Raw genomic sequence first — 26,025 nt, 5'->3', positions numbered from 1 at the left:
AAACATAAGTTATAGTGTGGAAAAATATAAAAAAACTAGTTTATAATGTTGAAATGAAAACTATAAAATTTGAAGAGAGCCGTGTAGTTCCTAGCAAAATTGTATGTATTGGTCGTAATTATGTTGAACATATTTATGAACTTGGAAATGAAATTCCCCAGAGTATGGTAGTGTTTAATAAGCCAAATTCAGCACTTTCTAAAGAGTTGTATTATTTTAGTGAAGATACAAGATTTGAAGGAGAAATCTGTTTCTTGATAGAAAATAAGCAGATCATTGGTGTTGGTTTTGGGCTTGATTTAACGAAAGCAGATATTCAAAATAAACTCAAAGAAAAAGGTTTGCCGTGGGAGCGTGCAAAAGCTTTTGATGGTTCTGCTGTGCTTGGTAATTTTGTTAGTTTAAGAAAAGAGTTTCAATATTTGCGATTTGAACTTTATATAAATGATACTTTACAGCAAGAAGCTTCGTATGATTTGATGATGTACAAACCAGATGTTATGCTAAAAGAGATTGAGAGTTTTATGAGTTTAGAAGATGGTGATATTATTATGAGTGGCACCCCTAAAGGTGTAGGTAATTACAAAATAGGGGATGTTTTTAGAGGTGTTATTTACCACAAAGATGAAGTCATAATAGAGTCTTTTTGGCGGGTGAAAGAGAAAACTTAAACTAAACTATGGTTCTTTTTCCACGCCTTAAATGATTTCTCATCTGAAAATAAATAGAGAATATTTATATCATTTACACTTTGTATTCTTGTCTTTAAAAGGTTATAACGATCAGAATCAGGAATATTCTCACTATCCATATCCCAGCAAATTCGTTCACCGTTTTCATTTTTATAATCATAATGCCCTTGATTGTCGCAAAAAAGTGCATCTACACTGTGTATGAGAACCTCTTCATCTTTTAAAATGTCAATCACCTCTAATGCATTTGATGGTTTAAGAGCATAAAATTTACTCCCATTATTTTCATTCATATCTATTCCAACTGTTTTATAAAAGTCAAAAATTTCCATTTGTTTGCTCCTGTTTTTGAATAAATTTACATCTTCCATAGTGGTAGTGCATAATTGTATTGCATCCATAAGTGCTAAAAGGAAGATGTATATCTGTATTTTGTAGTGCTGGATGTGCGTCCATTGAAAGCTCTGCAAGTAAATTTTTATCTAATTGATTTAGTTTATCTTTAAATTGTTCTAAATTATGTGAAGCGATCATAAAGTCAACATTTATTGAAGCAACAATACTAAATGCAATCAAGCCCATAATTGTTGTAGTGTTAAGTATAAAATGAAACGATTGACGCATAAGCATCAACACTATCCCAAGTACAAGTACCGCAATTAAAAAATACTCAAACCATTCTACATAATAACGAAGCGTTGTCATCCCTAAAAGCATTTGATAGAGTTGCATTTTTTTAAGTGATGCTATCCCCATAATGATAGTTTGAATCATAAATGCAGACATAAAGAGTTGTAAAAACAACTCCCCTTTTAAACGACGCATCATCCATAAAAAGATGATAACAACTAAACTTATAACTGTTGCAAGTTGAAAAAATCCCTCCCGAGCGTAATAAGCTGGAGAGATATTCATAGAGTTTATATAATCAACCCCGCCAAAAAGATACCCTATTTGAAATGTTAAAAATGCACCAAAGAGTATATTTAAAGCACCTAAAAATATCCCTACAACTACTTTATCGTAAGGTTGAGATGCATCAACTAGAATACGATCTGATTGGTTGAAATAACTATAAATATACAACCCTAAATAGAGAAAAAAATAAAGTGGCATTGCAATCATTTGATCAATATCTGGAAAAGCAAGATAACCAGCTATATTTTCTATTTGATTTTCAAAACGTTTATCAGCTCCCATAAAAAGTGCTAAAAATATAGTAATAAAAGGGAGACTCACAAGTAAACCTTTAAGCACTCTTTTTACAATTGAATAGTTTGGATTAAAGGAAAACAGATGAGAAAAAAAGAGTTTAAAATATTTTAGCATTGAAGGTGCAACAGATAATCTTGGTAAAAGTGATTGGTAAAGATAGTCAACTTTATGCATACTTGTAAGATGTAAAATAAGGATAGTTATAACAATAATTGCAGGTAAAAACAGCTGTGTTAAAGTGTTATTGTAGATAAATACATCAACCATCCAAACAAATAAAAACGGTAAAATCCATAATGTAAAGCGGTTCTTGATTTTTTTAGAGAGTATTAAATATCCAAGAGGTGTAAGTGCGATAAAAAAAAAGAGAATATTGCTAAGTCCTACAAAATCATCTTCTATAAAAAAAACTTTAAATATCGCAAGAAATATACTGGTAAAAAGGAGTGTTATACTCAAAGAGATGTTGCTAAATTGTTTTTGATTTGTTGTATTAGTCATGGTGTTGCTCCTGAAATTTTTTCATTAATGTTTTGGCATTTTTAGTCTCTATACAAGCACCTAATTGTTCAAACATAGTGTAGTAACCAAGAAGTGTACGATCTATAAAAAGATACTCTTGATTGAACTTATGGACAGAGTGGATTTGTTTACGCTGCACCTCTAAAATTGTCTCAAAGCCCCGTTTAGAAAAGTTGTACTCATTACCAAAATCATAACTATCGTGTGAGAGAACCTCAATATATAGAGAATCTAAAGGCTGAATCACTTCACGATAAAATCTGCGCATATCCTCTAAATTTTCCTCCTCTATCATTCCAAGATATTTGTACTGCCCAATGATTTCATCTTCATTATCGCTACCAAGCAGTAAAAGATGTAGACGATTGTAGTGATATAAAAATGTTTCATCAACAGTTTTTATACAACCAAAATCTATCATTCCAAGTTTACGATTGTCCATAAACAAAAAATTCCCTGGATTTGGATCAGCGTGAATGGTTTTGAGTGTGTAGAGTGAGGTAAAAAAAGTATCAAAAAGAAGTTGTGCATAATGGTTTTTTTCTTCTTGAGATGACGATGAGAGAAGATATTGATGAAATGATTTTCCATCAAGATAAGAACAAGTGAGTACTTTTTGCGTTGAAATTTCAGTATAGATTTCAGGGATAACTACAAAAGGATGATTGAGATTTTTTTTGAAAAACAAAAGATTTTTTGCTTCACTAAAATAATCTACCTCTTCATATAAACGCTCATTAATCTCTTGAATGAGATGATCTACACTTTTGCCTTTTGCAAATCGTGTAAGGAAAAACTTTACTATCTCCATATCACTTTTAATTGTTGTGGCAATTCCTGGGTATTGCACTTTAATCGCCAATGTTTTGCCCTTATGCTCTGCTTTATGCACTTGTCCTAAACTTGCACTTCCAAATGGAGTTGATTCAAATTTTTCAAATAACTCTTCAGGGTATGATGCGAGTTCTTGTTTGATGATTTTGCGAATTAAAGCACGATTGATTGGAGGGATTGCATTAAAAGATTTTCCTATCTCCTCTAAATAGTGTTGTGGTAAAAATGGAAGCGATAAAATCACTTGCTGTGCTATTTTGACAGAAACACCTTTAAGTTCTCCAAGTGCTTCTACAATGAGTTTTGCACTCTCTTCATGGGTTTGTTGTGTTATAACTTCATGTGTATGAGAAAAAAGCTTTTTTACTTTTGCTTTAGAGTGTGTAGCACCGATTTTTAAAAGGGTTTTCCCAAGCACTTTGGAGCGAGACAATTTCCCCTGTGGAATTGTATTATCCATGAAAAACTTCCCCAAGTTTTTGTTTTGCAGTTTTTAGTTTTGTTTTTGGCATTGCAAATTTTGTTATGGATGAGAGCAGATGTTTTTTAAATAAAAACAACCCTAAATCTGCTGCTTTGTTGAGTAAACTAGAATTTAAAATTGACTCTATAAGCCCCATAGAGTGGTCAATAAATTGTGTAGTGTCTTCAAAAGATTCACTCTCATCGTTGACCCAGTAAGCTACTACAACTACAAAATAATCCCAAAAAAGTTTTGGAAGCAGTGTTTCAAAAGGGGGTTTTTCAATCTCGCCTGACTCAATAGCTAGTGAAAACATCTCGTTAACTGTTTCAACAAATATACGATTGGTATTGTATAAAGAATCAAGTTTAATAGATGAGGAGTGAAAAACCATCTCCGAGATTTGGATAATAAACTCTCTGTCTTCAAGATAGAGTTCAAGTTCTGTTTCTATAAGTGTTTGGAGTTGTTCGCGTAAGGTGTAGGTATGAAAATCTTCTATTTTAACTAATATCTCACGTGCTTGTTCGTGTTTGAGCTCTATATAAGCATAAAGCAATTGCTCTTTTGTTGGAAAGTAATTATATATAGTTGGATTACTTACTCCAGCATTTTTTGCAATCTCACGCATAGAGGCATCTTTGAACCCTTTTGTGATAATAAGCTCTACTGCACACTCTAAGATTTTGCGACGTGTTAGCTCTTTGTTTTCTTGAGAAATTTTCATATTTACTCCTTTTATTTAATAAAGTATATATTAATTATTATTTATTTGTCAAGTTTTATATAGTATATAAAGTAAAATTACATTTTAGTTGTGTGTTTTTATAAAAGTAAAGTAGATAATTAATATGTTTTGAGATATTGTTAGTTGAATTTTGGTGCTAAAGAGCTTTAACTTTGAAGCAACTCTTCTAAGTGGGAGTTTTGATTTGTATAATGTTCAAATGTCATTAGTGCTAAAACGTTACTATTGATGGGTGTAGTGTGTTTGTCGTTATCTAAAGCATTTTGTAAGTCTTCAAGCAGTTTTTTTCTAAAATTATCTACCAGTTTATCTATTCTAGTCATCATTTCTGGAGAGTCACCAAGCTCGTCGAGTAGTTTTTCTCTATACTCTTCAACAAGTTTATCGATCTTCTCTTGGTTAAGATCGAGTAAAAATTTTAAAGCCCCTTTTTCACGTAAATCTTTTAAAAACTGTGCCACTGCACTATCTGTTTCATCTTCGCTACTTGTTGTTTTATCACCTGTGTAAGCATTGTTAAACGCATCCCAAAAAGCTTGTGTACTTTGTTTAATTTCTTCAGAAGTATAAGCGCCTTGTGTAGGGTGGAGACGCTCTTGTACACGTTGTTGCAAAAAAGTATAGTCAATTGTTGTAGGTGTATAAGGTGTGTTGTTAATCTGGGAGATAAGTCTTGCTGAATCAAAAGTAAGTGTCACAGCCATAAGTTTATCTTTATCATCAAGTGAGTTTAATGCTGTGATATAAGCTGATCGAACATCTGAGGACATATTTGTTGGAATAGGTAGCATCTTTTTAGCTATTCCTACTTCTGCCACACCATCATTATTAAAATCGTACTGTTCATTATCATGCATTAAAAGGTTGTATGCACCCTCAGCACTTAAAGCACCAACATCAATAGCTTCTGCAAGACCAGAGTATTTTTGAAGTGTTGTGAGTTCACTTTGAGATAGATTTTCTAAAAATGTTTTTGCATTTGAGAGTTTTACATTTTCTTGTGAAGCTTTTTGATAGATATCTTCAAAAGAACTAGCATATGGTTGTTGATACTCTTTTCTCCCTTGAGAGATTTGATAGTTTTGCATATCATGAATGTAACTAAGATAGGATGATGAGGTTTCCATGCTAAACTCCTTGTTATGAAAAAAAGCAAAAAAAGTTCCTAGAAAAAGAGCAATTTTCAAAATTGGAGTTAGTTTAGGTTATACAAGGTAATTTTTGGCTAAGATGAGTTATAAATTTTGAGATTGCTTGATGTTGTAGGAGAGTAGATGGATATTTTACGCCATAGGGTAAATGTTTTAATCAATAAAGCTTACTATAGTACAAAAAGATATAAAACATTTGCTAGTTTTGTTTATATATATCACGAGAAAGAGATTAGTAATGAAACGTTAGGGTCTTTTATGAGACTAACGGATAACTTTGTACAAGTAGATCAAAACCATGTTTTTGTAAATTTTACTTTTACAGAACAAAGTAATGTATTTAAAGCGGCACAAAATTTACTCTTTAAACTTGACAATTATTTTCAAGATACAACCTCATGTGCAGCAATGGATACATATGATATTAACAAATCAGCTGACATCGTTTTTCGTAGACTGCAACAGATATTAGAAGAAACAAAACAAAACTCTTTTAATAGAATAGAAGATGAAGAGATTTTAAATTCTCAATTTTAAAATTTTACTCTATGATAATTTTCTGTTTTTTTGCTTTTAAAATAAAACGATAATAGATCAAGAAAAATATAATCCCAAAATAACTAAAAACTCCAAAATAGATAAACAAAACTCCTAAATTAAAATGCTTTTTTTCTATGACTAAACTATTATCGGATTTTTCAAGTATTTTATAATCATTATAAATATACATATCTTCAATCTTTTTTAGTTTTTCATTTATAGGTATATTACTCATTTTAATTTTTTGAATACACGTTTGAAACATCTCTTCATTTTGCCGAGATGTTTTTTTATCAAAAAAATAAATAATAATGCCAATAGGCAGTATAAAGATCATTACAATTGTACTCATACTATGTCCTAGTATTCTTTTAGAAACTCCAAAAACACTGTAGCTGTCTTTTTAGGAGCTTCCAATTGAGGAACATGCCCCACATTCTCTAAAATCACTAACTTACTTTTTGAAATATTGTGATGAAAAAGTTGTGCATTATCCCTATGTAAAACTCTATCTTTTTCACCCCAAATTATTAACGTTTTTACATCTAGATTTTGAATAATTTCAGTCAAATCCGTATTCTCATAAATTTGCTGAAAAATCAACTTTTCAGTTGCGGACCTTTTACATTTATCATTGATAATAATATCGATAAAAATACTTGGAATATATGGAGGTTTTTGCATCCCATAGTGTAATAGTTTATCTAAAGATACTTTAGAACAAATATTGAGCATAGGATTTTGTTTGCTATTTTTGAGTTCAATATCCAACTCACTCTCACTTTTCTTTAAACCTAAAGGATCAATAAGTGTTAAAGTTTCTACTTTTTTTAAACCATGAATACTATACATCAAAGCAATAGCACCACCCATCGAATTTCCAACTAAATGAATATTATCTATATCTAATTTTGCTAAAAAAGCATCCAACATTCTCGTTTGATTTTCAATAGAGTAATCTTGAGCATTTGAACTATCCCCATGCCCAAGCATATCTATAGCAATGACATGGTACTTATTTTTAAATTGTTTCACAAATAGATTCCAATTATCTTTGTCACCGCCAAATCCATGCAATAAAACTATAGTTCCTTTGGATTTCACACTGTTTTGCAAATAACTTATTTTGCCAAATAACAAATCAATAATTTTATATGCCAATCCCGCATCTTTTCTTTGGTAATTGATTGCCTTTTGAAGTAATTGATATTTATTCAACCCTATTTTTGTGAATAAGTTTGCCAAAAAAGTTTTCATTTTTTCTCCTACTTTTCACAATTTTACATACTATTTTTATTTTTGTCATTCACATATGATAAGATTTGATATGAAATTTTTTAAACAATATGTTGAATCTTTTTTAGAATTAAGTGATGAAGAGTGGCAATATATCAGTAGTTTATATGCACCTAAATATTTCAAAAAAGGTGAAATAATTTTTTTTGCTGGTAATGTATGTACAAAAAGCTACTATCTCTCAGATGGACAGGTACGTTCTTATGGTATTGATTCACAGGGCAAAGAGTTTACTTGGAGTGTTCATATAAACGATAAAAACAATAAGTTTAGCCCTTTTTTAGGAGATTTACTAAGCTTACTCACCCAACAAGAGAGTGACATTTTTTTTGAAGCTTTAAATGATTGCACCGTATATATAGCAGAATATTCAAAAATAGAAGAGTTATATACTAGTGACATTAAGTGGATGCAACTTGCAAAAGAGGTTGCTGAAAGTCATTTTGTTTATTTTACACAATACAATAGAATGTTAAAAAGACTTGATGCAAAAGAGAGATATCTAGCAATAAAATCCTCTTTTCCAATCTTTGAAGAGATATTACCAGATTATCAACTAGCTTCATTACTCGATATAACTCCACAAAGTTTGAGTCGTATTAAAAAACTTTTGAGTTAGTAAATCACATCTGATCCCCTTATTAAAATGCCAAAACCCATTTAAAATAATAAGTATCCGAGTGTTTCTCCAGTAAAGCACCCGCACTGAAAGAGTTGTAATCATTGAGTGTGTAAGTAAGATTTGGAGCTACAAATCTTCCCACATTTTTATTAAAACTTTCTATATATAAAAGTGAACCATCAAGATAGATGTTAAAACTATATGTGAGTGAAACAGCAGCATAAAAATAAGAATTTACAAGATTTGGGGTAATCTCGGAGTTACTATTTAAAAGTATTTGTGAATAAGGGAAAGTTTTTGAGGAGTAAAGCGCTTCAGTAGTGAGGGTTATACCATTAACAAAAGCGTAATCAGCACCAACAATCCCTTGAAAAAATTCACCTAAATTATTGTTGATATATGCCCCTTCACTTCGTGCTTCAATCCCTGTATCGGCTACATTTGCTTCTATCTCATAACCGATCATATCGGTATCATCTGAGTGAAGTATATCAACTCCAAAGTCTGCAAAATTAAAATATGCTTTGTATTGCAGGGCATATTTATAACTATCATCTGCTCTTTGCGAGACAACACACGAGAGTTTAGATGTATCTGAAAAGTGTCTGGTATATGAGAGTGCAAAAACACCAAAAGTTTCATCTGGTTCTAATGCATAGGTATTGACAGGGTTAAAAATATTTGTAGGTGTCCAGATATGTCCCACTCCCATTGTGATGTTTTGTAGCCCTAGTACTATACGATTAAAATCATCTTCATAACCAGTGTACAGTCGATAAAGCTTTGCGTAAATAGCACCGTTATCATAAGTATGAAAAGATGTTTGTGTTTTAAATGGAGTATCTGATTTTTGTTGTTTTATGTATGCAAAATCTAAAGAGTTCGTATATGAATCTCCATAGTAATTGACTCCATCAGCTATGAGTGTTGCAAAAAAATTCTCTTGTATATAATCACTACGAAGTCGTAATCTATCATAGTTATAGAGGTATGTTTTATCGTTTAATGCATCTTGCGAGAGGGTGAAGTTGCTGTTTTCAACTTTGTTGATAAACTCTGCATGTAACAATGATGCTAAAACTAGAAAAAAGAGTAATTTAACTTGCAATGATCTCCCCATCACTGAGTTTTATAATACGTCTTACTTGTTGCATGACATAGTCATCATGAGAAGCAAAAAGTATACTTATTTGCTCTTTTTCATTCAGTGAGCGCATCATATCCATCAAAATTTGAGAGTTTTTAGAATCCAAATTTGCAGTAGGTTCATCGGCTAAAATTATTTTTGGTTTTGGAGCGACTGCACGAGCAACTGCTACACGTTGTTGTTGTCCACCGCTGAGTGTAGAAGGAAGAGAGTTTAGTTTTGTATCGATCTCCAATAAAGTAGCGACCTCTTGTACGCGGTTTTTAATTTTCTCTTCATTAAAACCTTGCAATTTCATGATAAAACCGATATTCTCCGCAACGTTTAAGACAGGTACGAGGTTATAAGCCTGAAATACAAAACCGATATTATTGAGACGTAGAGAAGTTCTTGCTTCTTCATCTAAAGCACTTATCTCATCTCCATCAAGATAGATTTTACCACTATCGATACTATCGAGTGCCCCTATAGCATTTAAAAGAGTGGTTTTCCCACATCCAGATGGACCTGCTAGGAGTGAAAACTCCCCTTTTTGTATCTCTAGGTTTATATCTTTAAGTGCATGGAGTTCACGCTCTTGCCCTTTATAAAAGTATTTGTTTACATTTTCTAGTTTTATCATATATCAACCTTTGTTACTTCGATAGTGTTCATATGTTTAATTTTTCTAAGAGGTAGGAGTACACTCAGTAGTGAAGCTATAACTATAGCTGCAAAAGTACTTGTAAAATAGTTGGATTTTATCGTTGCAAAAACAGTACTACTTTGTCCAAAACTTGCCAATCCATCTGCAAATTCACTCAAGTCAAGTCCATATGTTTGGAGATACACTAAAGCAAAATAGCCTAAAATTGCACCTAAGATATACCCAATAACTCCTACAAACAGAGCTTCTAAAAATATTTGAAAACGGATAAGCTTATAAGACATCCCAATGCTTCGCATAATTCCAAACTCTCGTATACGATCCAAAATAGACACATACATCACTCCCATAATCCCTATAAATACAACACTCATTACAATAAAAAAAGTCATAGTATTAAAAATAACCATCATATCTTGCATCTGAGGGATCATCGGATAAAGCTCTAAAAAACTTTTGACATCTAATGTTGGATAATCTTCTTGAAGTTGCTTTTGCAGAGTTACAACATCACTTCGGATTGCGATTTGTGTTGTTTGACTAGATGGAATCATCAAAAAGTTATGGAGTTTTTCTTTATTTACAAACAGAGCTGTGCCATCTAAAGCGATGTTGTTTGTTTGAACAATCCCGCGAACTCTTAAAAGCATGTCATTGATCTCACCTGTTGCATCTTGGGTTGAAAAGATGATTTTTGAGCCTAGTTTTGCTTTAAGTGTTTTTGCAAGTTCACTTCCTATTAAAACACCTCGTTTATCTAAAGTGAGCTTCCCTTCTTTTAAAAACTTGCTAAACTCCCCAAAGTGTTCTTCTTGTAATAGATTGATTCCTATGATTGTGGAAAAAGCAGATTTTCTAGCAGTCGCGCTAAGCCCATCAGCTTTGAGTCGTAAAACACTTGCTTGTATATCTGGGTTTTTTTGTAGTTCTTTTTGTAGAGTTATGGCATTTTTTATAGTATCACTTAGAGCTTTAGAGGTACGGTAATCTTTGCTATAAAGACTTATCTCTCCACAATCACTTCGTTTTGTTTTGTCTGCCATTGAAAGAATCACACCATCATAAAGCCCTTCAATACTTACCATCATGCTCATGCTCACTGCTATCATCATGATAACGAGTATAGTTCGGCTAAGTCGTAAGAAAGCATTTTTAAAAGCGAGTTTGAAAATAATCTTATACATGTTTTAATGCCTCTAAAGGTTTAAAATGATTCACATAACGAAGTGGATACACAATGCTTAAAAAGTTTAAAATGTATACTACAGCGACATTCCACGTAATTGTAAAAATATCAAAACTAAATGGCAACTCATCTGAGACAATTCCATACTCTTTATATGTTTCACTCATCCCTGCAATGACGATAGGGTGGACGTTAAAATAGTATGCTAAATAAGCGCCCAATGGAGCTGCTAAAACGATAGCTAAAGTAGAAAGTAGAAAAATTTCGTAAAAGAGTAAACTACGAACATTTTGAGTTGAGAGACCAATAGAGCGAAGTGTCCCAAATTCACGTATGCGTGAACTGACATTGATAAAACTAAATATCATGATAACAAAAAAGATAACTGTAAAAAAAAGTGCGATGGAGATATAACCAAAGATACTGTCCACTTTCATAGCTTGTACCATTGATGCCATAAGCTCCTTCCAGCTTAATACTTCTAACTCATCATTAGTTAGTGTTGTTTGAATCTTTTTTTGTATAGCATCTACATCCGATAAATTTTTTACATTGACATGTATGTACGAAGCGACATTTTCTGAAAGCATTAAGGTATCAAAATAGTTTTTTGCCACAAATACACTTGAAGAGTCAAACTCATATGAACCTGTTTTAAAAATCCCACAGAGTTTGAAAATATCTGCTGCAAAAGAGTTATCACTTGCTGAGCCTATAAAACTTACTTCTGAGCCAAGTTGAATGTGGAGTTTTTTTACTAAGTTATTTCCCATATAAAGACAATTTTTAGAATCAGAGTTTAAAAATTCTCCTTGAATCAAAGCAGTCTTGAGCTGGGATTGTAAAGCTTCTTTATTGGGTTCAATTCCTGCTACCATTGCAGCACTTGAGTACTCTTGAAATGAGAGCAAACCGAAAGTTTCATAACGTGAGCTAAAAGAGTTTATACCATCTATATTTTGTAAAACATTTTCTATTTTGTCTATATTGTGAAGTAGATATTCGTTTCCTCCAATATCTCTATAACCTTTTTTATAAATCTCAATAGCTCCTGTATAAACCTTAAGCGCATTTTGTAGTATAGAGTTATGGGAACCATCCATTATAGAGACATAAACGATAAAGAAAAATGTAGAAAAAAATGTGAGTATAAAAGTTGTAATAGAGCGACTCTTATAGTAGAAAATATTTTTTAGAGCTAACCAAAACATCAGCGTGAAAACCTTTTTAAAGCTGATTTTTTAAAGTATTGTTCAGAGATGTCTGTATCGTATTTTACATCTTCGATAAAAATCTCTGTAAAGCTCCCTTTTTTATCACTTGGGGATATTTTCCAGTAAGTTGGTAGATAGTATTTTCCAACTTTTTTTACTTTGTCATAAGAAAAAGTTCGCACTTCAATTCCATCTTCATCATAAAAGGTATCTTTTTTATTTGTGTAGTTTGAGGTATCAATAACGGAGATTATTTTTCCCCATACAACTGCCGCATCCTCTTTGGGGATAAGCTCAAGTGTGACAAGGTTGTTTTGTGTTTTGAGTATTGTGGCATCGTAATCATCCACAATAGAGCTTTGTTTTACCATATCGTCATTTGTGATATCGCTTCCCATCCAGTTTTGCAACATCATAGAGGGTGGTATTTTTATAACACGTTCGATTTTTGGAACATATTGCCACATCTGATTATCTAAGCTTAAAAAAGTAATCCCTTGATCTTTTGGTGGGTAGATTGTTTTTACAAAACTTTTTTTATTCCCCTGTGCCCAGGTTTGTACCTTCATAGTACGTTGATGTGTTGAAGATGTTATAGCTATTTTCATCTGCATATAAACATTTTGTCCACGCATGTTCTCATCTACTTTTTTTAAGATGTCATACGCTGATTGCTCAGTATTTGCGAAAGTAAGTGTAGAAATTAAAAGTAAGATAGGTGTGAAAAATTTCATTTATACTCCATCATTTTTTGAAGTTTTGAACAGATACTATTATAGTATGATACTATTAATTCAAAATAGTGAGGACAAAAACTTGAAAAATAGTTTTAAAAAACACTCAAGATTTTTATACCTTGAAACTCTTTTTTTGCCTTAAAAATAAAAGCCAACATATACAAAAAACTCGTGATAAGATGTGCGACAATAATCCCATAAAGTCCATAAAGATAAGTTAGAGTTGTCCCTAAAATCAACAATAGTATAATTGAAAAAAGAAACACTTTATTGATATAATGTGTGTAGCCACTAAAGAGTAAAAAACGCAGTTCCAATCTGCCAGTTTCTAAAAAAATTTGAGAGATTGCTAAATAAACAAGTGCCTCATATACAACACTATACTCCCCATTTTTCCCATAAAAACTAAGAATCTCTTTCCCTGCAAAAAAGTAGAGGAAAAATAGGACAAATGTAAGTAAAAAAAGAAAAAAATTGGTTTGATTTATTAGAGTTTGAAGGTTGTTTTTTTGTGTATTATCTTCTAAATAGGCACTTATATAAGGTACAACAATAGGTTTTAGCGAGTTTGAAATAAGAGTAAATAAACCAACAAGTACTATAAGGATGGAATAATAACCAACCACCGCTTCATCTGGATGAACAAACTCTAAAATAAGTTTATCTATATATAAAAACACTAAAAAAACAACACTTGAAAAGGTGTATTTTAAAGATGTTTGTTTCCACTCATTATATTTTTGGTTTGTCATATTTTTGTATTAAAAAAAAGATTCTAAAAGGTTGATAGAAGTAGATTTATGTGTGTAGATTTTTAGAGTTACAAAGGCTAAAATGGTATAAGTAGCACTATAAATCAAGACTATAGTTGTTGGGTTGATTGTAGAGATCGAAAGGGTAAGCATAAAAAACAAAAATAAAAATATATACCTTGCAACTGAGTTAATCAAAGAGGCTTGTAAAACTTTGCTCTTAGCATCTAAATAAGATAAAAAAAGTGCATAAAACATACTAAATGGAGCAATAAAAAGCATTGTTAAAGAGATGTGAAGTTCTTCTTTTAAAAAGCTTTCAAATTGATCTTGCAAAATAAAAAACACTAAAGAGGCAATTGCTAAAAAAAATAAAAAAAGTAAAAGAGGTTTTTTCAAAAAAGCGAGATTCCATCGAAAGAAGATCAGCTCATCTTGCTCTTTTGTAAAAAGGGGCAAAAACTTTATAACACTTAACTCAGTACCAAGTAAAAGCAGGGTGACAACGATCTCTAAAACATTAATCCCTATAGCAAAGTCTCCATAAATATGTGGTTCAAGATGGTGTGTCAAATATCTTTGAAATAAAATATTTAAACCATACCCAAGAGTGGAGAGAATAATTAAATAAGGTGCAATGTTTTTAGAACTATCCATACAAGGATTATACAATAGCTACAGGCATCATAGGACTTAAACCAAAAGGATCGCTATAGCCATAAGCTCTAAAGTTTAAAAATTTGCCATTAAAAAACTCTACTCGTAATTGACTTCTCCAAGGTTTTATCTCATGTTCATTTTCATCTTTATAGTATGCTAACTCTGCACCGAAATATTCTTGAGCTATATATTGATCTCTTTGATTTTTAAAAATATTTTCTATCTCTTGTATACTTGGTTTCACATATACGCCTTGGGTGTGGTAATTATCTATAGGTTTTAAAACGAGATTTTCATTACCTCCAAAGTATTCGCATAAATCTTCAGCAGAATGAAACTGTGCTAGGGAACTGGATTTTAATGTTATGCTTTTTAAAATTGCAACCTCTTCATCACTTAAACCAAAATCACCGCTTTGTAAGTTTGAAAGTACAACTAAAAATCTTTTATCTGCCATTGTCCAGCACCAAGGATTTGGAAAGAAAAGTTTAGGTATTTGGTTAAAAAGTTGTGTGTAGTTTTCAAACACTTTAGCATTGTGTTCCCAGATTCGTGGAATGACAATATTAAATACACCATCAAACTCTTCATTATCCCACATAGGTTTGTTGTTGTTTGAAATTTTGGCATCTTTTGCATAAACTACTTTCGCATTTACACCATTTTGGTTTAAAAACTTTTCAACATATTTATAGTGCTCAAAATAATGTTGACTCAAACCCAAATGGTTTACTGCTAAGGCTATTTTATTGCCATTAAACCGCTCTTGTAAGAAATTTGCTAGTTTTTTTTCAAATCCTTTGGCATATGGTTCAAGCTCATAGTTAAAGTTTTTGGAAAACAGTTTTGTGAAAAGTTCTATAAGCCCAAAATGACCGGGGATAAAAAAGTTTAACTCAATAAGTTTGATTTGATTATCATTTAAGTGAAAATCAGCACAACCAAAAAAGTCACTGTTTGCTATAGGAAATTTTGGTAAAAACCATCCCCTTTCATAGATATGATCTTGGTACTGTTTTGAACCCACTAGCTTCAAAATAGCGGGTAAAATTTTTTCTTGAATTTTTTGTGCATTTTCTTTTGTTATAAAAGCAGGTGAAGTAGAAAGGGAGTACACTTTACCTATCTCATCTTTAAAATCTTCTTGATAATTTTTATAACGTTCAGTACTAAAATTGTTTTTGTAAAACTCTTTATATTTATCTACCATTTTCATCCTTTATAAGTTAATGTATTTTGAGAATTTTTTAGTAATTCTTTGAGTGTATTGCGGTCTATTTTCCCTAAACCTTGTTTTGGAATTTGATCTACAAAGTAGAGTTTATTTGGGAGTTTGAAACTATAGAGATCTGTTTGATCCATTTTAAAGTGCTTTACAAGTGTGTTAAAAATCTCTTGAGCAACTGTATGTTTATCTAAGAGTTTATTTTTTAAAACAAGTGCAAAACCAAGAACTGTTTGAAAATCTGCTTCAAGTGCACAAACACCTGCCTCGTCTATATTTGGATGACTCATAGCGATATTTTCAAGTTCCATAGGAAAAAGTTTTAGTCCATCTACATTAATAGTATCGTTCACACGACCAAGTACACTTATATAGCCGTTTTCATCTTCACGAGCTATGTCACCACTTGCAAACCACCCATCATTTAAAGAGTTCTCAATGCCTAAATAGCCTTGCATAACATTTGCACCTTTGATATATATTTCACCCTCACCGTTTTCATTCTTATTGCGTATCTCAATGCTTACACCGTGTGCAGGTTTCCCTGTAAGGTGCATAAACTCACCATTTTCTCTACAAATATTTACAATGCTTCTACTCGCTTCTGTTGAACCGTAGTAGGTACAAAAACGTAAATTTGGTAAGAGGTCAAGAAGTGTTTTAATGGTCTCTTTTTTCATTGGTGAGACATTTGTTAGGACGTATTTAAGGTTTTTTGCACAAGTTTGAAATTTTTCTTGATGATGGTATAACAAACGTTTTACTAACCCTGGAGTTAAAAGGATTCCTGTTATATTTTTCTCTTGTATCTCACTAAGGAGTTGTTCAATATCTACATCAGTTAATTTTGAGTAAAAACCTTTAAAGAGATAGATTTGATTTCCTAAAAATAAAGATGCATGAAAATGCCCAAGTCCACCAGTAGAGCCAAGTGGAAGCAGTATGATTTCTCGCCCAATATCTTTTTGCATATCTGCTAGATCGATAAGAGTATGAGTAACAAAATTAATGTTTTCATGAGTAGTTAAAACTGCTTTAGGAGTAGAGGTAGTTCCACTTGTAAACATTACATATGCGATTTCATTATAGTCATGTGTATATGTTGGTTGAAGAGTATTATTTTTTGGAAAATCAAATACAAGTTTGCCTTGAACTTCTTGTGTGAATGTGTTACTGATAATCGCTTTTGCATCTGTATGATTAGCAGCAAAAATAACATATTCATCTTCGCGCTCAGGATAAAGATGCACACAGATAGCTCCAATGTTTAGCAAAGCTATATATGTGATGAGATGCTCACTTTTTTTGCTGAGATGAACAACAACAAAATCGCCATTTTGTACCCCTTGAGTCAATAAAAAAGTACTTAGTTTTCCAACTGCTTCATAAAATTCGCTAAAGCTATAACACATATCTGCATCTACTAAAAAGAGAGCATCTGGTTTTTTTTGAGCATGTTGTTTGAGTGCATCAAGGAGATAATTCATACCTGATTTCCTAAACTTTGTAGTGTGACATGTAAAGGATTTATCAGTTCTACACTAGAGATGTACTGTTGCATCTCTTCATCTCCAAAGTTTTTAATATACTCAACGAGTACAGGAATCTCTGTACATCCTAGTAAAATTTTTTGCGTATTAGTATTTTTGAGTACTTTGAAAAGTTCTATGGCATTTTGTATAGCTTGGTTTTTTTTAAATGCTTTGACACTTCCAATAGCTTTCATTAAAAGTTCTTGGTAATCAAAAGGGTGAAAATGTTCATTTTTATACAACTGATTGTGGAGTGAAAAACTTGTTTGTAAAGCGATGCTTTTTTTACTTTTGAAAATATTTTGCTGTTTTGAAATGTTGTGTTTAAAAGAGTGAAATCTGATATTTAAACTAGAAGTATTTATCTTTTCAACTACATCATTCATAAAAACTTGTGCACTGTTACACAACACAATAAGTTCAATATTTTTATCTTTTGGGCAATATTTTAAGGCTTCTAAAATAGCTTCAAACAAAGGTTGTGTAATGTCCGTTTTTAAATCTCTTTGGGGTATAAAACATGCTTGAAAAAGTGTTATGGAAAAAGAAGAATCAACCTGCTTTAAAGTATCTCTCATACCATATATACCAGCTAATGGTCCCATCCCGCCAAGGAGCAAAAGATGTTTGTTTGTACTTGATGATGGATCAAATGTTAGTGCAGCACATGAAAAACTTTGATCATTCACTTTTTGATTGCTTTGTTGTAAAAAGGCAGCTTCTTGTTCTAAATGATTTTCATACTCTGCAAGATGAGTTTGCATCTCTAAGAGTGTATTTGCTTTTCTGACAAAAAGAGCAAAGTTATTTTGAGCATTCATAAGGATTAGTCAAATTTTAAAACTAAACTCTCAAACACTTCGGTAATGAGATCAACATAGGTATTAATTACCTCTTGAAGTGTACGCATACTTACTTTTTCCCCAGAAGCTTCTTCATACTTATATATAGATTCAAGAACAGCTAAAAAGTGATGAATCTCTGTTTCATACTCGTTATGTACATCGATGTAACGTATAGCATCTTCTAACTCTTTGCCCTCAATATTATAAAAATTTGTCATTGAGTATTTAAAAGTATCGTATGAGTATGCATACTCTGCATGGTTATAAAACTCTGAAACCATGTTGATACATAAAGCATACTCTATAGGGTTTAAAAGCATACTGTTATAAACCCATTTTGAAAATGTTTTTGCTTTTGGAATCTCAAATTTTTCTAGTTTCCATTCATCACTTTTTACTAAAGAAAAGGCAAATTCATCATACAGTTGTCCATGAGAGATAGCATTAAAACCTAGACCCAAATCTTCATGGCTTGTTTTTGCATTATATGCTGAAGATTCTAAATAAGCTAATTTTACTTTATCATCCTCACTATCCATACCAAGGAGATTTATTCGGCAAGAAAGTCCATAAATAGGCAACATTTTAAGGTGCGTTAGTTTCCAAGAGTTTAAAAAGACACTCATTGTTTCATCAGAATATTTTTTAGAGCATATCCTCTGAAAAACATTTTCAATTATAGAAAACTTATCGGCTTTAGCTTTCATTGTACTGTTAAGTGTATCTTTGATATCACTAGTAGGCAATAGAGAAATAATCTCATCCATTTTTTCTAAGATTGACTTTTGAATTTGAATCTTCATATAACGCCTTTAAATTATTTATAATTTATTTTGTTATTTTTTTGATTAAGATTAGATTTAAATAGATAAATTTAAAATATTTTGAAAAAAAAATTTCTTTTTGTAACATATATTGTTTAAATATGATAATAAATATGTTAATTGTTTTGTAAAAAAAGATTTATTATGGAGTTGGAAGATAGATATTTAAAAAGATTACTTACAGATCGATGGCTAAACGCCATTTAGCTCCAACTTGTTGAGCTTTTTGTAAAATATCTAAGAGTGTACTAAGGTCTTCTAAAAGCATTGAACTGGAAAAAGAAGGCTGTTTTTCTTGTAAAAGTTTTATAAGTTGATCGAGCCACTCGATCCCCTCTTTGGCATCAAACCACATCTCTTCGACGTCAAATTCAAATTCATCAAACTCATCTAAAAACTCATCCATATCTTCAGAGTTTTGAGAGAGAAAATCTTCTAAAAGAGGGAGGTGGTTTTCTTGAGAAAATTGGCTGAGTTTATCAGCTACATTTGCGAGTGTTTTTCCATTTACAAAAGTATCAAACGATACATCTTTATCTAAAACTATATAATACGCAAGGCTCATAACGTCCTCCTAAATATTATCCCATAGGATATAAAATTTCATTATGTACAGCATCACACGCTTTAAGTATTTCATCACTAAGTGTGATATCCATCGCAGCGAGTGAAGCATCGAGTTGATCTGGTGTTGTAGCACCTATGATTGTTGAAGCTACAAAATCAAACTGTTTAGACCAAGCAGTAGCCAGTGTAACTGGATTTAAATTATGCTCATATGCTATTTTAATATATTTTTGCGTAGATGCAAGAGTTTTTTCATTTAAAAATCTTGCAGCCATAGCTCTTTGTCTTGCATTTGGAGATTTTATATAGTCTGCAAATCTTCCTTGTGCGTTGATATCTTGGTTATATTTTCCACTTAAAACTCCACCTGCAAGTGGTGAGTAGGGTAGAAGTGAGATTTGTTCTTTACGTGCTACAGTTGAGAGTTCATCTAAAAAGCGGCGATTAAGAAGTGAAAAGTTATTTTGGATTGATTGAAATCGAGTATAACCTTTGAACTGGGACGTCATTGTTGCTTTTGTTGTTCCATACGCTGTGTCGTTTGATGTTCCGATATAGCGAACTTTTCCAGCTTGAACTAGTCGATCAAACGCTTTTAAACTCTCTTCAATTGGCACGAGAGTATCTGGCCAGTGCATTTGATAAAGATCAATATAGTCAGTTTGCAGACGTTTTAAACTCCCCTCAATTGCACGTTCTATGTGAAAACTATCAATCGCAGTTAAACCATGACGAATAGGTGGAACAAACCAACCATTTGCAGCTCCTGCAACCTTTGAAGCGAGTATAATACTATCGCGAGGTTTTGTTTTGAGCCAACGTCCAACAATCTCTTCAGTAATTCCAACGAGTTTTTCCTCTGGTGGTACAGGATAAAGCTCGGCTGTATCAAAAAAGTTTACTCCATGATCGTATGCTTTGTCCATAATCTCAAATGCTACTTTTTCATCAGGTGTTTGTGAGCCAAATGTCATAGTTCCCATGCAAATTGGACTCACTCTTAAACCACTTTTTCCTATATATCTGTACTTCATTTTTGTCCTTTTATTGCATAGTTTGAAATTTTTGATTATTATAACAAAGATATTGATTAGCAAAAGGGGAATATTGTGATTAAATATGCTGGACCAAAACCACTCATCTCAAAAACTGGAATAGACTTTGATCAAAGTAAAGAGGATAAGTTTATTTACATAAACATTGCTTTACAGCTTTTAAAAGCGATCGATCATGAATATTATGAAGATAAGCGATATGTACATAACATCAATTCTCCTCATATTTCTGAAAGTATGTTAGATAGTGAGGTAAAACATTATTGTAAAAACTACGAAGAGTTGATAGATAAACAAAACCACTGTGTTGAAGATGAGTTTCAAAACGAGATGCAACATATTTCTGACAATAGATTGCTTACAAGTTTTGAAAAAGAGATTTTTGAAAATAATTTAACGATAATGCATGACTATTTAATCCAGCGTTCAATAAATAAACGTCTTTATTATTGTGTTATTGAACAACTTGCAGAAGTTGTGAAAAAAGATAATCTTGACTATATCATTACCCCTATGAATCCTCTTTTTGTGCATGTTTTACACTCTGTACAAGGGGTACTCGCAAAACAAAAGTACCCAATAGATACGAAGATGGAGATTTATGAGGAAAATCATGAGTTTGTTGTGAAACTTGATGTTATAAATAGATAAAAGCTAGTATATATATTCTAAAATAAATCTACACCCTTTTGTATAATTTTGATCGAGTGTGAGGGTGTAATGATTATTTTTTGCCAGATTGGATGCGATGGAGAGACCCAGCCCAAAACCGTTTATTTCTCTATTTTTGTTTGCATCTAAAGAGACAAACGGTTCAAAAATCTCCTCTTTATACTTGGAACTTATCCCGCTGCCTGTATCTTCAACAACAATATTTCCATCTAAAAACTTTATTGTTATAAAACCTTTTTGTGTATATTTACTTGCATTGTGAAGTAAATTAAAAAGAATTTGTTTTAAAGCAGTTGGATGAAAGGTTATTGTGTTATTTTCTTGTATATCGCAATGCATAATCACATCTTTATTAACACGGATGAGTGGACAAACTTCCTGATCTAAGAACTGTTTTAAAGCTATCTCTTTTTGCGAAGTTTGTTGCATCTGTTGTGATTGAATATAAAAAATCACTTCTGAGCTTAATTCTTTTAGGTAAGCTGTCTCTTTTTTTAAAATGTTAACAACTTTGGGAAGTTCTTCGTTGGTAACTAATCCATCTTCAAACTCATCAAGATAACCATCTATAATTGTCAAAGGTGTTTTTATATCATGAGAAAGTGATCGTAATGCTATATTGAGATGCTTATTGTTTGTTTTTAAACTATCTATTGCATCATAGAGTCTTTTTGAAAGTGCATCTATAGAGTTGTGAATATTTGTAATCTCTACAATCTTATCACTATAACTTGCATCTGGTAGTTGATGTGTATCTAGTGTGTCAAGGCGCGATGCAATGTAGGTAAATTTTTTTGAGAGATAACTCCCTATAAAGTAACTCACCAAAGCTATCATAGGCAGGGTGGCTACAATGGTGAGTGCAATTTTTGAAGACATTTTAAAGCCTATTGGTTCACCAATGATGACGTAAGTCATAATAGCAGTAAAAAGAGCTATGAACAAACTTGAGAGTGCATAGATAAGTTGTAAAAAAGGTTTAATTTTCATGGAGTGTGTAGCCTCTATTTCGAATGGTTTTTATGAGTTCTTGATCGAAAAATCGTGCTATTTTTTTTCTCAAAGAGTAAATATGTGTTTTAATCCCTGTTTGTAAAATATTGCCTACATCAAGATCATAGAGAATTTGCGAGAGTTCATCATTTGAAAAAACTCTATTTTGATTTTTGTATAAAACTTCAAGAATTGTGTACTCACTTAATGTTAAAGATAGATTCTCTCCTAAAATAGAAAAAGTTTTTAAAGCTTCATCATAGTGAAGAATTTTATTTGCTCTATAGTGTGTTTTTGTAAGTTCAAAACGTCTTTTTAAAAGTGTCTCAATTTTGAGTGCTAAAAGTTTTGCAGAAAATGGTTTAGGTATGTAGTCATCAGCTCCAAGATTGTAGGCTTTCTCTTTGCTCTCTTGCAAGTCAAGAGCACTCACAACTATAATGAGTGTTTCTTTAGATACTTGACGCAATTCTTTACAAATACTCAGTCCATCAAGATTTGGAAGCATTATGTCTAGGGTGACAAGATCGTAAAAATTTTTTTCTATAAGTTCTAGCGCATTAAATCCATCTGTAGCTACATCAAGCTCATAGATGTTTCGATCTAAACGCTTAGTGATAAGATTTACAATCTCCACTTCATCCTCTACAATAAGTACTCTATATTTCAATTAAAAAACCTTTTGATACTCTGAGAAGAGATAATCACGCTCTTTTGCACTTTGGTGGCAAGATATACACCCTTGCACCCCTTCATCCCAGCTTTTGTATGTAGCGTCTGCTTGTTTCACAAAACGTGCATAGCCCCAATGATCGCCTTCATGATTAAAACGTTTGGAATCTTTTATCATATACTCAACTCTTGGAATGGTACTACTTGCTTCTAGGGCAGATGGGAATAGGGACATTTCTCATACTTTCCATGCAACTTTTACTAAAATACTTCCCTCAGGCATTGTTTTTACACCCTTTTTCATTGCAGTGTAAGCAATAGGATTTGCCAAGATATAGCGCAGTTCATTTTTATCTGTTCTAAAATGGGTTGCTACAATTCTATAGTTTTCATACCCCTCTATCTCTTTAAATGTAAGATTGTTATCTTTCATTTTTAAGTCAGGTAAGATAATACTTGGATTTGTTATTTCACTGCCAAACAGTATAGCACCTAAAGTTAAAAGCGCAAATAAGATTTTTTTCATGTGGATTCCTTTGTAAAGATTTTATATCATTGTATGGAGTTTAGGTCAAGATTGGGTCAAGAGCAAATTAAATTGTTATAATTTTAAAAAAAGCTCAAAGGCAGTTCATGCAAAAGTTTTTACAAGAAAGCGAATATGTCAATTTCTCTCATCCAGAGGTAAAAGCATTAGCACAAAAACTCTCTGTTGGTTTGAGTGATGATGCACAAATAGCTAAAGAGTGTTTTTTATATGTACGAGATAAGATACATCATAGCGGAGATTACAAAGATCAGATAACAACACTCAAAGCGAGTGAAGTGCTAGAGCATAAAACAGGTTGGTGTTATGCTAAGAGTATCTTACTAGCTGCATTGCTTCGAGCAAATAATATCCCAACAGGGTTTTGTTACCAGCGACTTTCATGTTCTGAATATGAGGATGATATTTACTGTTTACATGGACTTAATGCAGTTCACCTAAAGAATTTTGGCTGGTATAAAATAGATGCACGTGGAAATAAAGAGGGTGTAAACGCACAGTTTGATCCACCAAATGAGCAGTTGGCTTTTATAGCACAAGAAAATGAGTACGATCTGCCAGAGATTTATGATAAGCCTTTAGAAGTAATAATTGAAGCTTTGAAAAACAATAAAACATATGATGAAATGGTTGCTAATTTCCCAGTTTAAATGTTACCCAGTTGTTACCAACGCTGCTTTACAATCAACCTATAAAATTTTTTATAGGAGTTTATTATGTTTCAAAAAATTTTTCTAGCAACAGGTTTTTTAGTAGTAGTTTTATTGAGTGGTTGTGGTAGTAATAGTAACAGCCTTGACTTCTCTTCAGATAGTTCTGATAGTAGCGATTCTTCATCTTCTTCAAGTTCTACAACAACAGCAATTGATTATAGTGACTATATTGAGACAAGTTCATCAGCAACAAAGGTATTGAGTGATTTTACGGGTGAAAATGATGCTTCTCATGAAGAGAGTGATGATTATGATTTTACAACTTCAAGTGTGACATATATAGTTTTAAGCGATGATAATTCAACGGTAAGTGATAGCACATACACAACCATAGAAGAAAACAATATAACTATCTCAGGCGAGGGTGTTTTTGACATCACAGGAACGCTTAGTGATGGTACAGTTATAGTGGATGCTGGGGATGATGATGTAGTAAAAATTATCTTTGATTCACTAAGTATCACAAGTAGTACTACTGCACCTTTTTATATCAAAAATGCTTCAAAGGTGATTATTGAACTAGCAGATGGTACGCAAAACTACATTTATGATAGTGAAGATAATGAGGAAAAAGGCTCATTGCTTTCTAAAACAGACCTAACTCTCTTTGGAGAAGGAGCACTTACTGTACAAAGCGAATCACAAGATGCACTTCGTAGTAATGATGGGCTTGTGATAGTTTCTGGAGAGTACAATGTTACTGCTGGTGATGATGCTATTCGTGGGAAAGACTACCTTATCATTGAGGGTGGTACGTTTGTTTTAAGTGCTGGTGGAGATGGTTTAAAATCAGATAACGAAGATGATGAGACACGAGGCTATATCTTAGTAAGTGATGGAAATTTTACTATTGAAAGTGCAAATGATGGTTTACAAGCTGAGACAGACTTACTTATAACAGATGGAAACTTCACTGTGACAACAGCAGGTGGGAGTAGTGCAAGTATAGATGATGACACTTCTGCAAAAGGTTTAAAAGCAGGTGTAAATATCTTTATAGCAGATGGAGAGTTTAATGTAGATTCGGCGGATGATTCTATACACTCTAATGAAAACATTTATATAAACAATGGAGAGTTTACATTAGCTTCTGGAGATGATGGGGTTCACTCTGATACCTATCTTGAGATCAATGGTGGTGAGGGTGTCATCTCAGAATCTTATGAGGGATTAGAGAGTGCTGAAATGGTGTTAAATAACGGTTACTTTCAAATCACTTCAAGTGATGATGGGATCAATGTCGCAGGTGGTGCAGATAGCTCATCTGGAGGAAGTTTTAGTTCAAGTAGCAACTACTCTTTAGATATAAATGATGGATTTTATTATGTTGATGCTGATGGGGATGGGCTTGATGCAAATGGTTACATCACACAAACAGGTGGAATTGTTATAGTTAATGGTCCATCAAGTGGAGCAAATGGAGCGATAGACTATGACAACTATTATGAGATTGATGGTGGTATATTAGTAGCAGTAGGTACTTCAAATATGTCTGAAGATGTGAGTAGTTCTTCAGAGTCATACTCTGTATTTTCCAACCTTGGCTCTACTATATCAGCAGGAACACTACTAAACATCCAAGATAGTAGTGGTACAACGGTACTGACTTTTGAGTCAAGCAAATCGTATAACTCTGTTGTATTTGTCTCAGATGATGTAAGTGCTGGTACATACACCATCTATAAAGGTGGAAGCTCAACAGGAACAAGTTATCATGGGCTTATCCTTGATGGAACATATACTGCTGGAACAAAACTAAAAACTGTAACAGTAGACTAAAAATATCTAAAACTCCCGAGTTTTTTACACATTTGAGTTTATATAGAGTTTTAGTAAAATTTTAGTAATTTTTAAGCAAAAGTGTTTAATTTGGTAACACTTTTTAGCTTTTTGGCATATAGAGAGAGATGAGCAATTCTAATTGTCCTTTTAGCTCATGGAGAATAGCAGTCTTT

The 26,025-nt window shown here is 32.3% G+C and carries 28 protein-coding genes and 1 pseudogene; 6 read left to right on the top strand and 23 right to left on the bottom strand.

Going from position 1 to position 26,025, the window contains the following annotated elements; genetic code table 11:
* Positions 1 to 53: 53 nt before the first annotated feature.
* The gene (locus ACQY56_RS00295; protein ID WP_428737352.1) at positions 54 to 671 is read left to right on the top strand and encodes a fumarylacetoacetate hydrolase family protein; all 618 of its coding nucleotides are present in this window, start codon (positions 54 to 56) and stop codon (positions 669 to 671) included.
* Here the strand turns inward: ACQY56_RS00295 and ACQY56_RS00290 are convergent.
* The 5 genes from ACQY56_RS00290 to ACQY56_RS00270 all read right to left on the bottom strand — a co-directional run bounded on the left by ACQY56_RS00290 (position 668) and on the right by ACQY56_RS00270 (position 5,601).
* Positions 668 to 1,024 carry a hypothetical protein gene (locus tag ACQY56_RS00290; protein ID WP_428737351.1) on the bottom strand — a complete coding sequence of 119 codons (357 nt, stop codon included), beginning with the start codon at positions 1,022 to 1,024 and terminating at the stop codon, positions 668 to 670. The genes ACQY56_RS00295 and ACQY56_RS00290 overlap by 4 nt on opposite strands.
* A complete protein-coding gene (locus ACQY56_RS00285) occupies positions 1,011 to 2,408 on the bottom strand; it encodes a DUF4153 domain-containing protein (RefSeq protein ID WP_428737350.1) in 1,398 nt (465 codons plus the stop codon). The genes ACQY56_RS00290 and ACQY56_RS00285 overlap by 14 nt, the downstream gene beginning before the upstream one ends.
* Positions 2,401 to 3,723 carry an ABC1 kinase family protein gene (locus ACQY56_RS00280; RefSeq protein WP_428737349.1) on the bottom strand — a complete coding sequence of 441 codons (1,323 nt, stop codon included), beginning with the start codon at positions 3,721 to 3,723 and terminating at the stop codon, positions 2,401 to 2,403. The genes ACQY56_RS00285 and ACQY56_RS00280 overlap by 8 nt, the downstream gene beginning before the upstream one ends.
* Positions 3,716 to 4,453: a TetR/AcrR family transcriptional regulator gene (locus ACQY56_RS00275; RefSeq protein ID WP_428737348.1), complete on the bottom strand. Its 738-nt coding sequence runs from the start codon at positions 4,451 to 4,453 to the stop codon at positions 3,716 to 3,718. The genes ACQY56_RS00280 and ACQY56_RS00275 overlap by 8 nt, the downstream gene beginning before the upstream one ends.
* A gap of 167 nt (positions 4,454 to 4,620) precedes the next feature.
* The gene (locus tag ACQY56_RS00270; RefSeq protein WP_428737347.1) at positions 4,621 to 5,601 is read right to left on the bottom strand and encodes a pre-mRNA-splicing factor CWC21; all 981 of its coding nucleotides are present in this window, start codon (positions 5,599 to 5,601) and stop codon (positions 4,621 to 4,623) included.
* A 147-nt stretch (positions 5,602 to 5,748) separates the two neighbouring features.
* On the opposite strand from ACQY56_RS00270, the gene ACQY56_RS00265 reads away from it, so the two are divergent.
* Positions 5,749 to 6,162 carry a hypothetical protein gene (locus ACQY56_RS00265; RefSeq protein WP_428737346.1) on the top strand — a complete coding sequence of 138 codons (414 nt, stop codon included), beginning with the start codon at positions 5,749 to 5,751 and terminating at the stop codon, positions 6,160 to 6,162.
* A 4-nt stretch (positions 6,163 to 6,166) separates the two neighbouring features.
* On the opposite strand, the gene ACQY56_RS00260 is transcribed toward ACQY56_RS00265, so the two are convergent.
* Together ACQY56_RS00260 and ACQY56_RS00255 are read right to left on the bottom strand one after the other, a co-directional pair.
* The gene (locus ACQY56_RS00260; protein ID WP_428737345.1) at positions 6,167 to 6,517 is read right to left on the bottom strand and encodes a hypothetical protein; all 351 of its coding nucleotides are present in this window, start codon (positions 6,515 to 6,517) and stop codon (positions 6,167 to 6,169) included.
* An 8-nt stretch (positions 6,518 to 6,525) separates the two neighbouring features.
* A complete protein-coding gene (locus ACQY56_RS00255; protein ID WP_428737344.1) occupies positions 6,526 to 7,422 on the bottom strand; it encodes an alpha/beta fold hydrolase in 897 nt (298 codons plus the stop codon).
* Positions 7,423 to 7,492: 70 nt separating this feature from the next.
* Between ACQY56_RS00255 and ACQY56_RS00250 the strand changes: the two genes are divergently transcribed.
* Positions 7,493 to 8,080 carry a Crp/Fnr family transcriptional regulator gene (locus ACQY56_RS00250; RefSeq protein ID WP_428737343.1) on the top strand — a complete coding sequence of 196 codons (588 nt, stop codon included), beginning with the start codon at positions 7,493 to 7,495 and terminating at the stop codon, positions 8,078 to 8,080.
* A gap of 22 nt (positions 8,081 to 8,102) precedes the next feature.
* Here ACQY56_RS00250 and ACQY56_RS00245 read toward each other — a convergent pair whose 3' ends face one another.
* From ACQY56_RS00245 to ACQY56_RS00185, 13 genes are all read right to left on the bottom strand, one after another.
* Positions 8,103 to 9,191, bottom strand: a complete 1,089-nt coding sequence (locus tag ACQY56_RS00245) for a hypothetical protein (protein ID WP_428737342.1) — start codon at positions 9,189 to 9,191, stop codon at positions 8,103 to 8,105.
* Entirely contained in the window at positions 9,181 to 9,852 is a 672-nt protein-coding gene (locus tag ACQY56_RS00240) for an ABC transporter ATP-binding protein (RefSeq protein WP_428737341.1), read from the bottom strand. Before ACQY56_RS00240 ends, ACQY56_RS00245 begins: the two co-directional genes overlap by 11 nt.
* On the bottom strand, positions 9,849 to 11,060 hold the full coding sequence (locus ACQY56_RS00235; protein ID WP_428737340.1) for an ABC transporter permease: 1,212 nt from the start codon (positions 11,058 to 11,060) through the stop codon (positions 9,849 to 9,851). Before ACQY56_RS00235 ends, ACQY56_RS00240 begins: the two co-directional genes overlap by 4 nt.
* Positions 11,053 to 12,273 (bottom strand): ABC transporter permease, encoded by a 1,221-nt coding sequence (locus ACQY56_RS00230; protein ID WP_428737339.1) that lies wholly within the window; start codon positions 12,271 to 12,273, stop codon positions 11,053 to 11,055. Before ACQY56_RS00230 ends, ACQY56_RS00235 begins: the two co-directional genes overlap by 8 nt.
* Complete coding sequence (locus ACQY56_RS00225) at positions 12,273 to 13,010, bottom strand: outer membrane lipoprotein-sorting protein (protein WP_428737338.1); 738 nt, start codon at positions 13,008 to 13,010, stop codon at positions 12,273 to 12,275. The genes ACQY56_RS00230 and ACQY56_RS00225 overlap by 1 nt, the downstream gene beginning before the upstream one ends.
* Positions 13,011 to 13,105: 95 nt before the next feature.
* Complete coding sequence (locus tag ACQY56_RS00220; RefSeq protein WP_428737337.1) at positions 13,106 to 13,765, bottom strand: lipopolysaccharide biosynthesis protein; 660 nt, start codon at positions 13,763 to 13,765, stop codon at positions 13,106 to 13,108.
* Positions 13,766 to 13,774: 9 nt separating this feature from the next.
* Entirely contained in the window at positions 13,775 to 14,422 is a 648-nt protein-coding gene (locus ACQY56_RS00215; protein ID WP_428737336.1) for a hypothetical protein, read from the bottom strand.
* A gap of 7 nt (positions 14,423 to 14,429) precedes the next feature.
* A complete protein-coding gene (locus tag ACQY56_RS00210; RefSeq protein ID WP_428737335.1) occupies positions 14,430 to 15,635 on the bottom strand; it encodes a hypothetical protein in 1,206 nt (401 codons plus the stop codon).
* A 2-nt stretch (positions 15,636 to 15,637) separates the two neighbouring features.
* Positions 15,638 to 17,137: a class I adenylate-forming enzyme family protein gene (locus ACQY56_RS00205; protein ID WP_428737334.1), complete on the bottom strand. Its 1,500-nt coding sequence runs from the start codon at positions 17,135 to 17,137 to the stop codon at positions 15,638 to 15,640.
* The gene (locus ACQY56_RS00200) at positions 17,134 to 18,003 is read right to left on the bottom strand and encodes a hypothetical protein (protein ID WP_428737333.1); all 870 of its coding nucleotides are present in this window, start codon (positions 18,001 to 18,003) and stop codon (positions 17,134 to 17,136) included. The genes ACQY56_RS00205 and ACQY56_RS00200 overlap by 4 nt, the downstream gene beginning before the upstream one ends.
* 5 nt (positions 18,004 to 18,008) lie before the next feature.
* Positions 18,009 to 18,830: a hypothetical protein gene (locus ACQY56_RS00195; RefSeq protein ID WP_428737332.1), complete on the bottom strand. Its 822-nt coding sequence runs from the start codon at positions 18,828 to 18,830 to the stop codon at positions 18,009 to 18,011.
* A 199-nt stretch (positions 18,831 to 19,029) separates the two neighbouring features.
* A complete protein-coding gene (locus tag ACQY56_RS00190; RefSeq protein ID WP_428737331.1) occupies positions 19,030 to 19,416 on the bottom strand; it encodes a hypothetical protein in 387 nt (128 codons plus the stop codon).
* Between the two features lie 16 nt (positions 19,417 to 19,432).
* A complete protein-coding gene (locus ACQY56_RS00185) occupies positions 19,433 to 20,452 on the bottom strand; it encodes an aldo/keto reductase (RefSeq protein ID WP_428737330.1) in 1,020 nt (339 codons plus the stop codon).
* A gap of 75 nt (positions 20,453 to 20,527) precedes the next feature.
* Between ACQY56_RS00185 and ACQY56_RS00180 the strand changes: the two genes are divergently transcribed.
* Entirely contained in the window at positions 20,528 to 21,124 is a 597-nt protein-coding gene (locus ACQY56_RS00180; protein ID WP_428737329.1) for a hypothetical protein, read from the top strand.
* A 3-nt stretch (positions 21,125 to 21,127) separates the two neighbouring features.
* Here the strand turns inward: ACQY56_RS00180 and ACQY56_RS00175 are convergent, their stop codons facing one another.
* The 3 genes and pseudogenes from ACQY56_RS00175 to ACQY56_RS00165 form a co-directional block, all read right to left on the bottom strand.
* A complete protein-coding gene (locus ACQY56_RS00175) occupies positions 21,128 to 22,135 on the bottom strand; it encodes a sensor histidine kinase (RefSeq protein ID WP_428737328.1) in 1,008 nt (335 codons plus the stop codon).
* Complete coding sequence (locus ACQY56_RS00170) at positions 22,125 to 22,808, bottom strand: response regulator transcription factor (protein ID WP_428737327.1); 684 nt, start codon at positions 22,806 to 22,808, stop codon at positions 22,125 to 22,127. Before ACQY56_RS00170 ends, ACQY56_RS00175 begins: the two co-directional genes overlap by 11 nt.
* Positions 22,809 to 23,243: pseudogene (locus ACQY56_RS00165) on the bottom strand (cytochrome P460 family protein).
* A gap of 200 nt (positions 23,244 to 23,443) precedes the next feature.
* On the opposite strand from ACQY56_RS00165, the gene ACQY56_RS00160 reads away from it, so the two are divergent.
* Positions 23,444 to 24,007, top strand: a complete 564-nt coding sequence (locus tag ACQY56_RS00160) for a transglutaminase-like domain-containing protein (RefSeq protein WP_428737326.1) — start codon at positions 23,444 to 23,446, stop codon at positions 24,005 to 24,007.
* 66 nt (positions 24,008 to 24,073) lie between these two features.
* Entirely contained in the window at positions 24,074 to 25,849 is a 1,776-nt protein-coding gene (locus tag ACQY56_RS00155; protein ID WP_428739724.1) for a carbohydrate-binding domain-containing protein, read from the top strand.
* Positions 25,850 to 26,025 lie beyond the last annotated feature (176 nt).

The organism is Sulfurimonas sp., assembly GCF_050296975.1.
Classification (GTDB): domain Bacteria; phylum Campylobacterota; class Campylobacteria; order Campylobacterales; family Sulfurimonadaceae; genus Sulfurimonas.
Note: the sequence above shows the minus strand (reverse complement) of the source record. Positions and strands in the feature narration are given on the sequence as shown.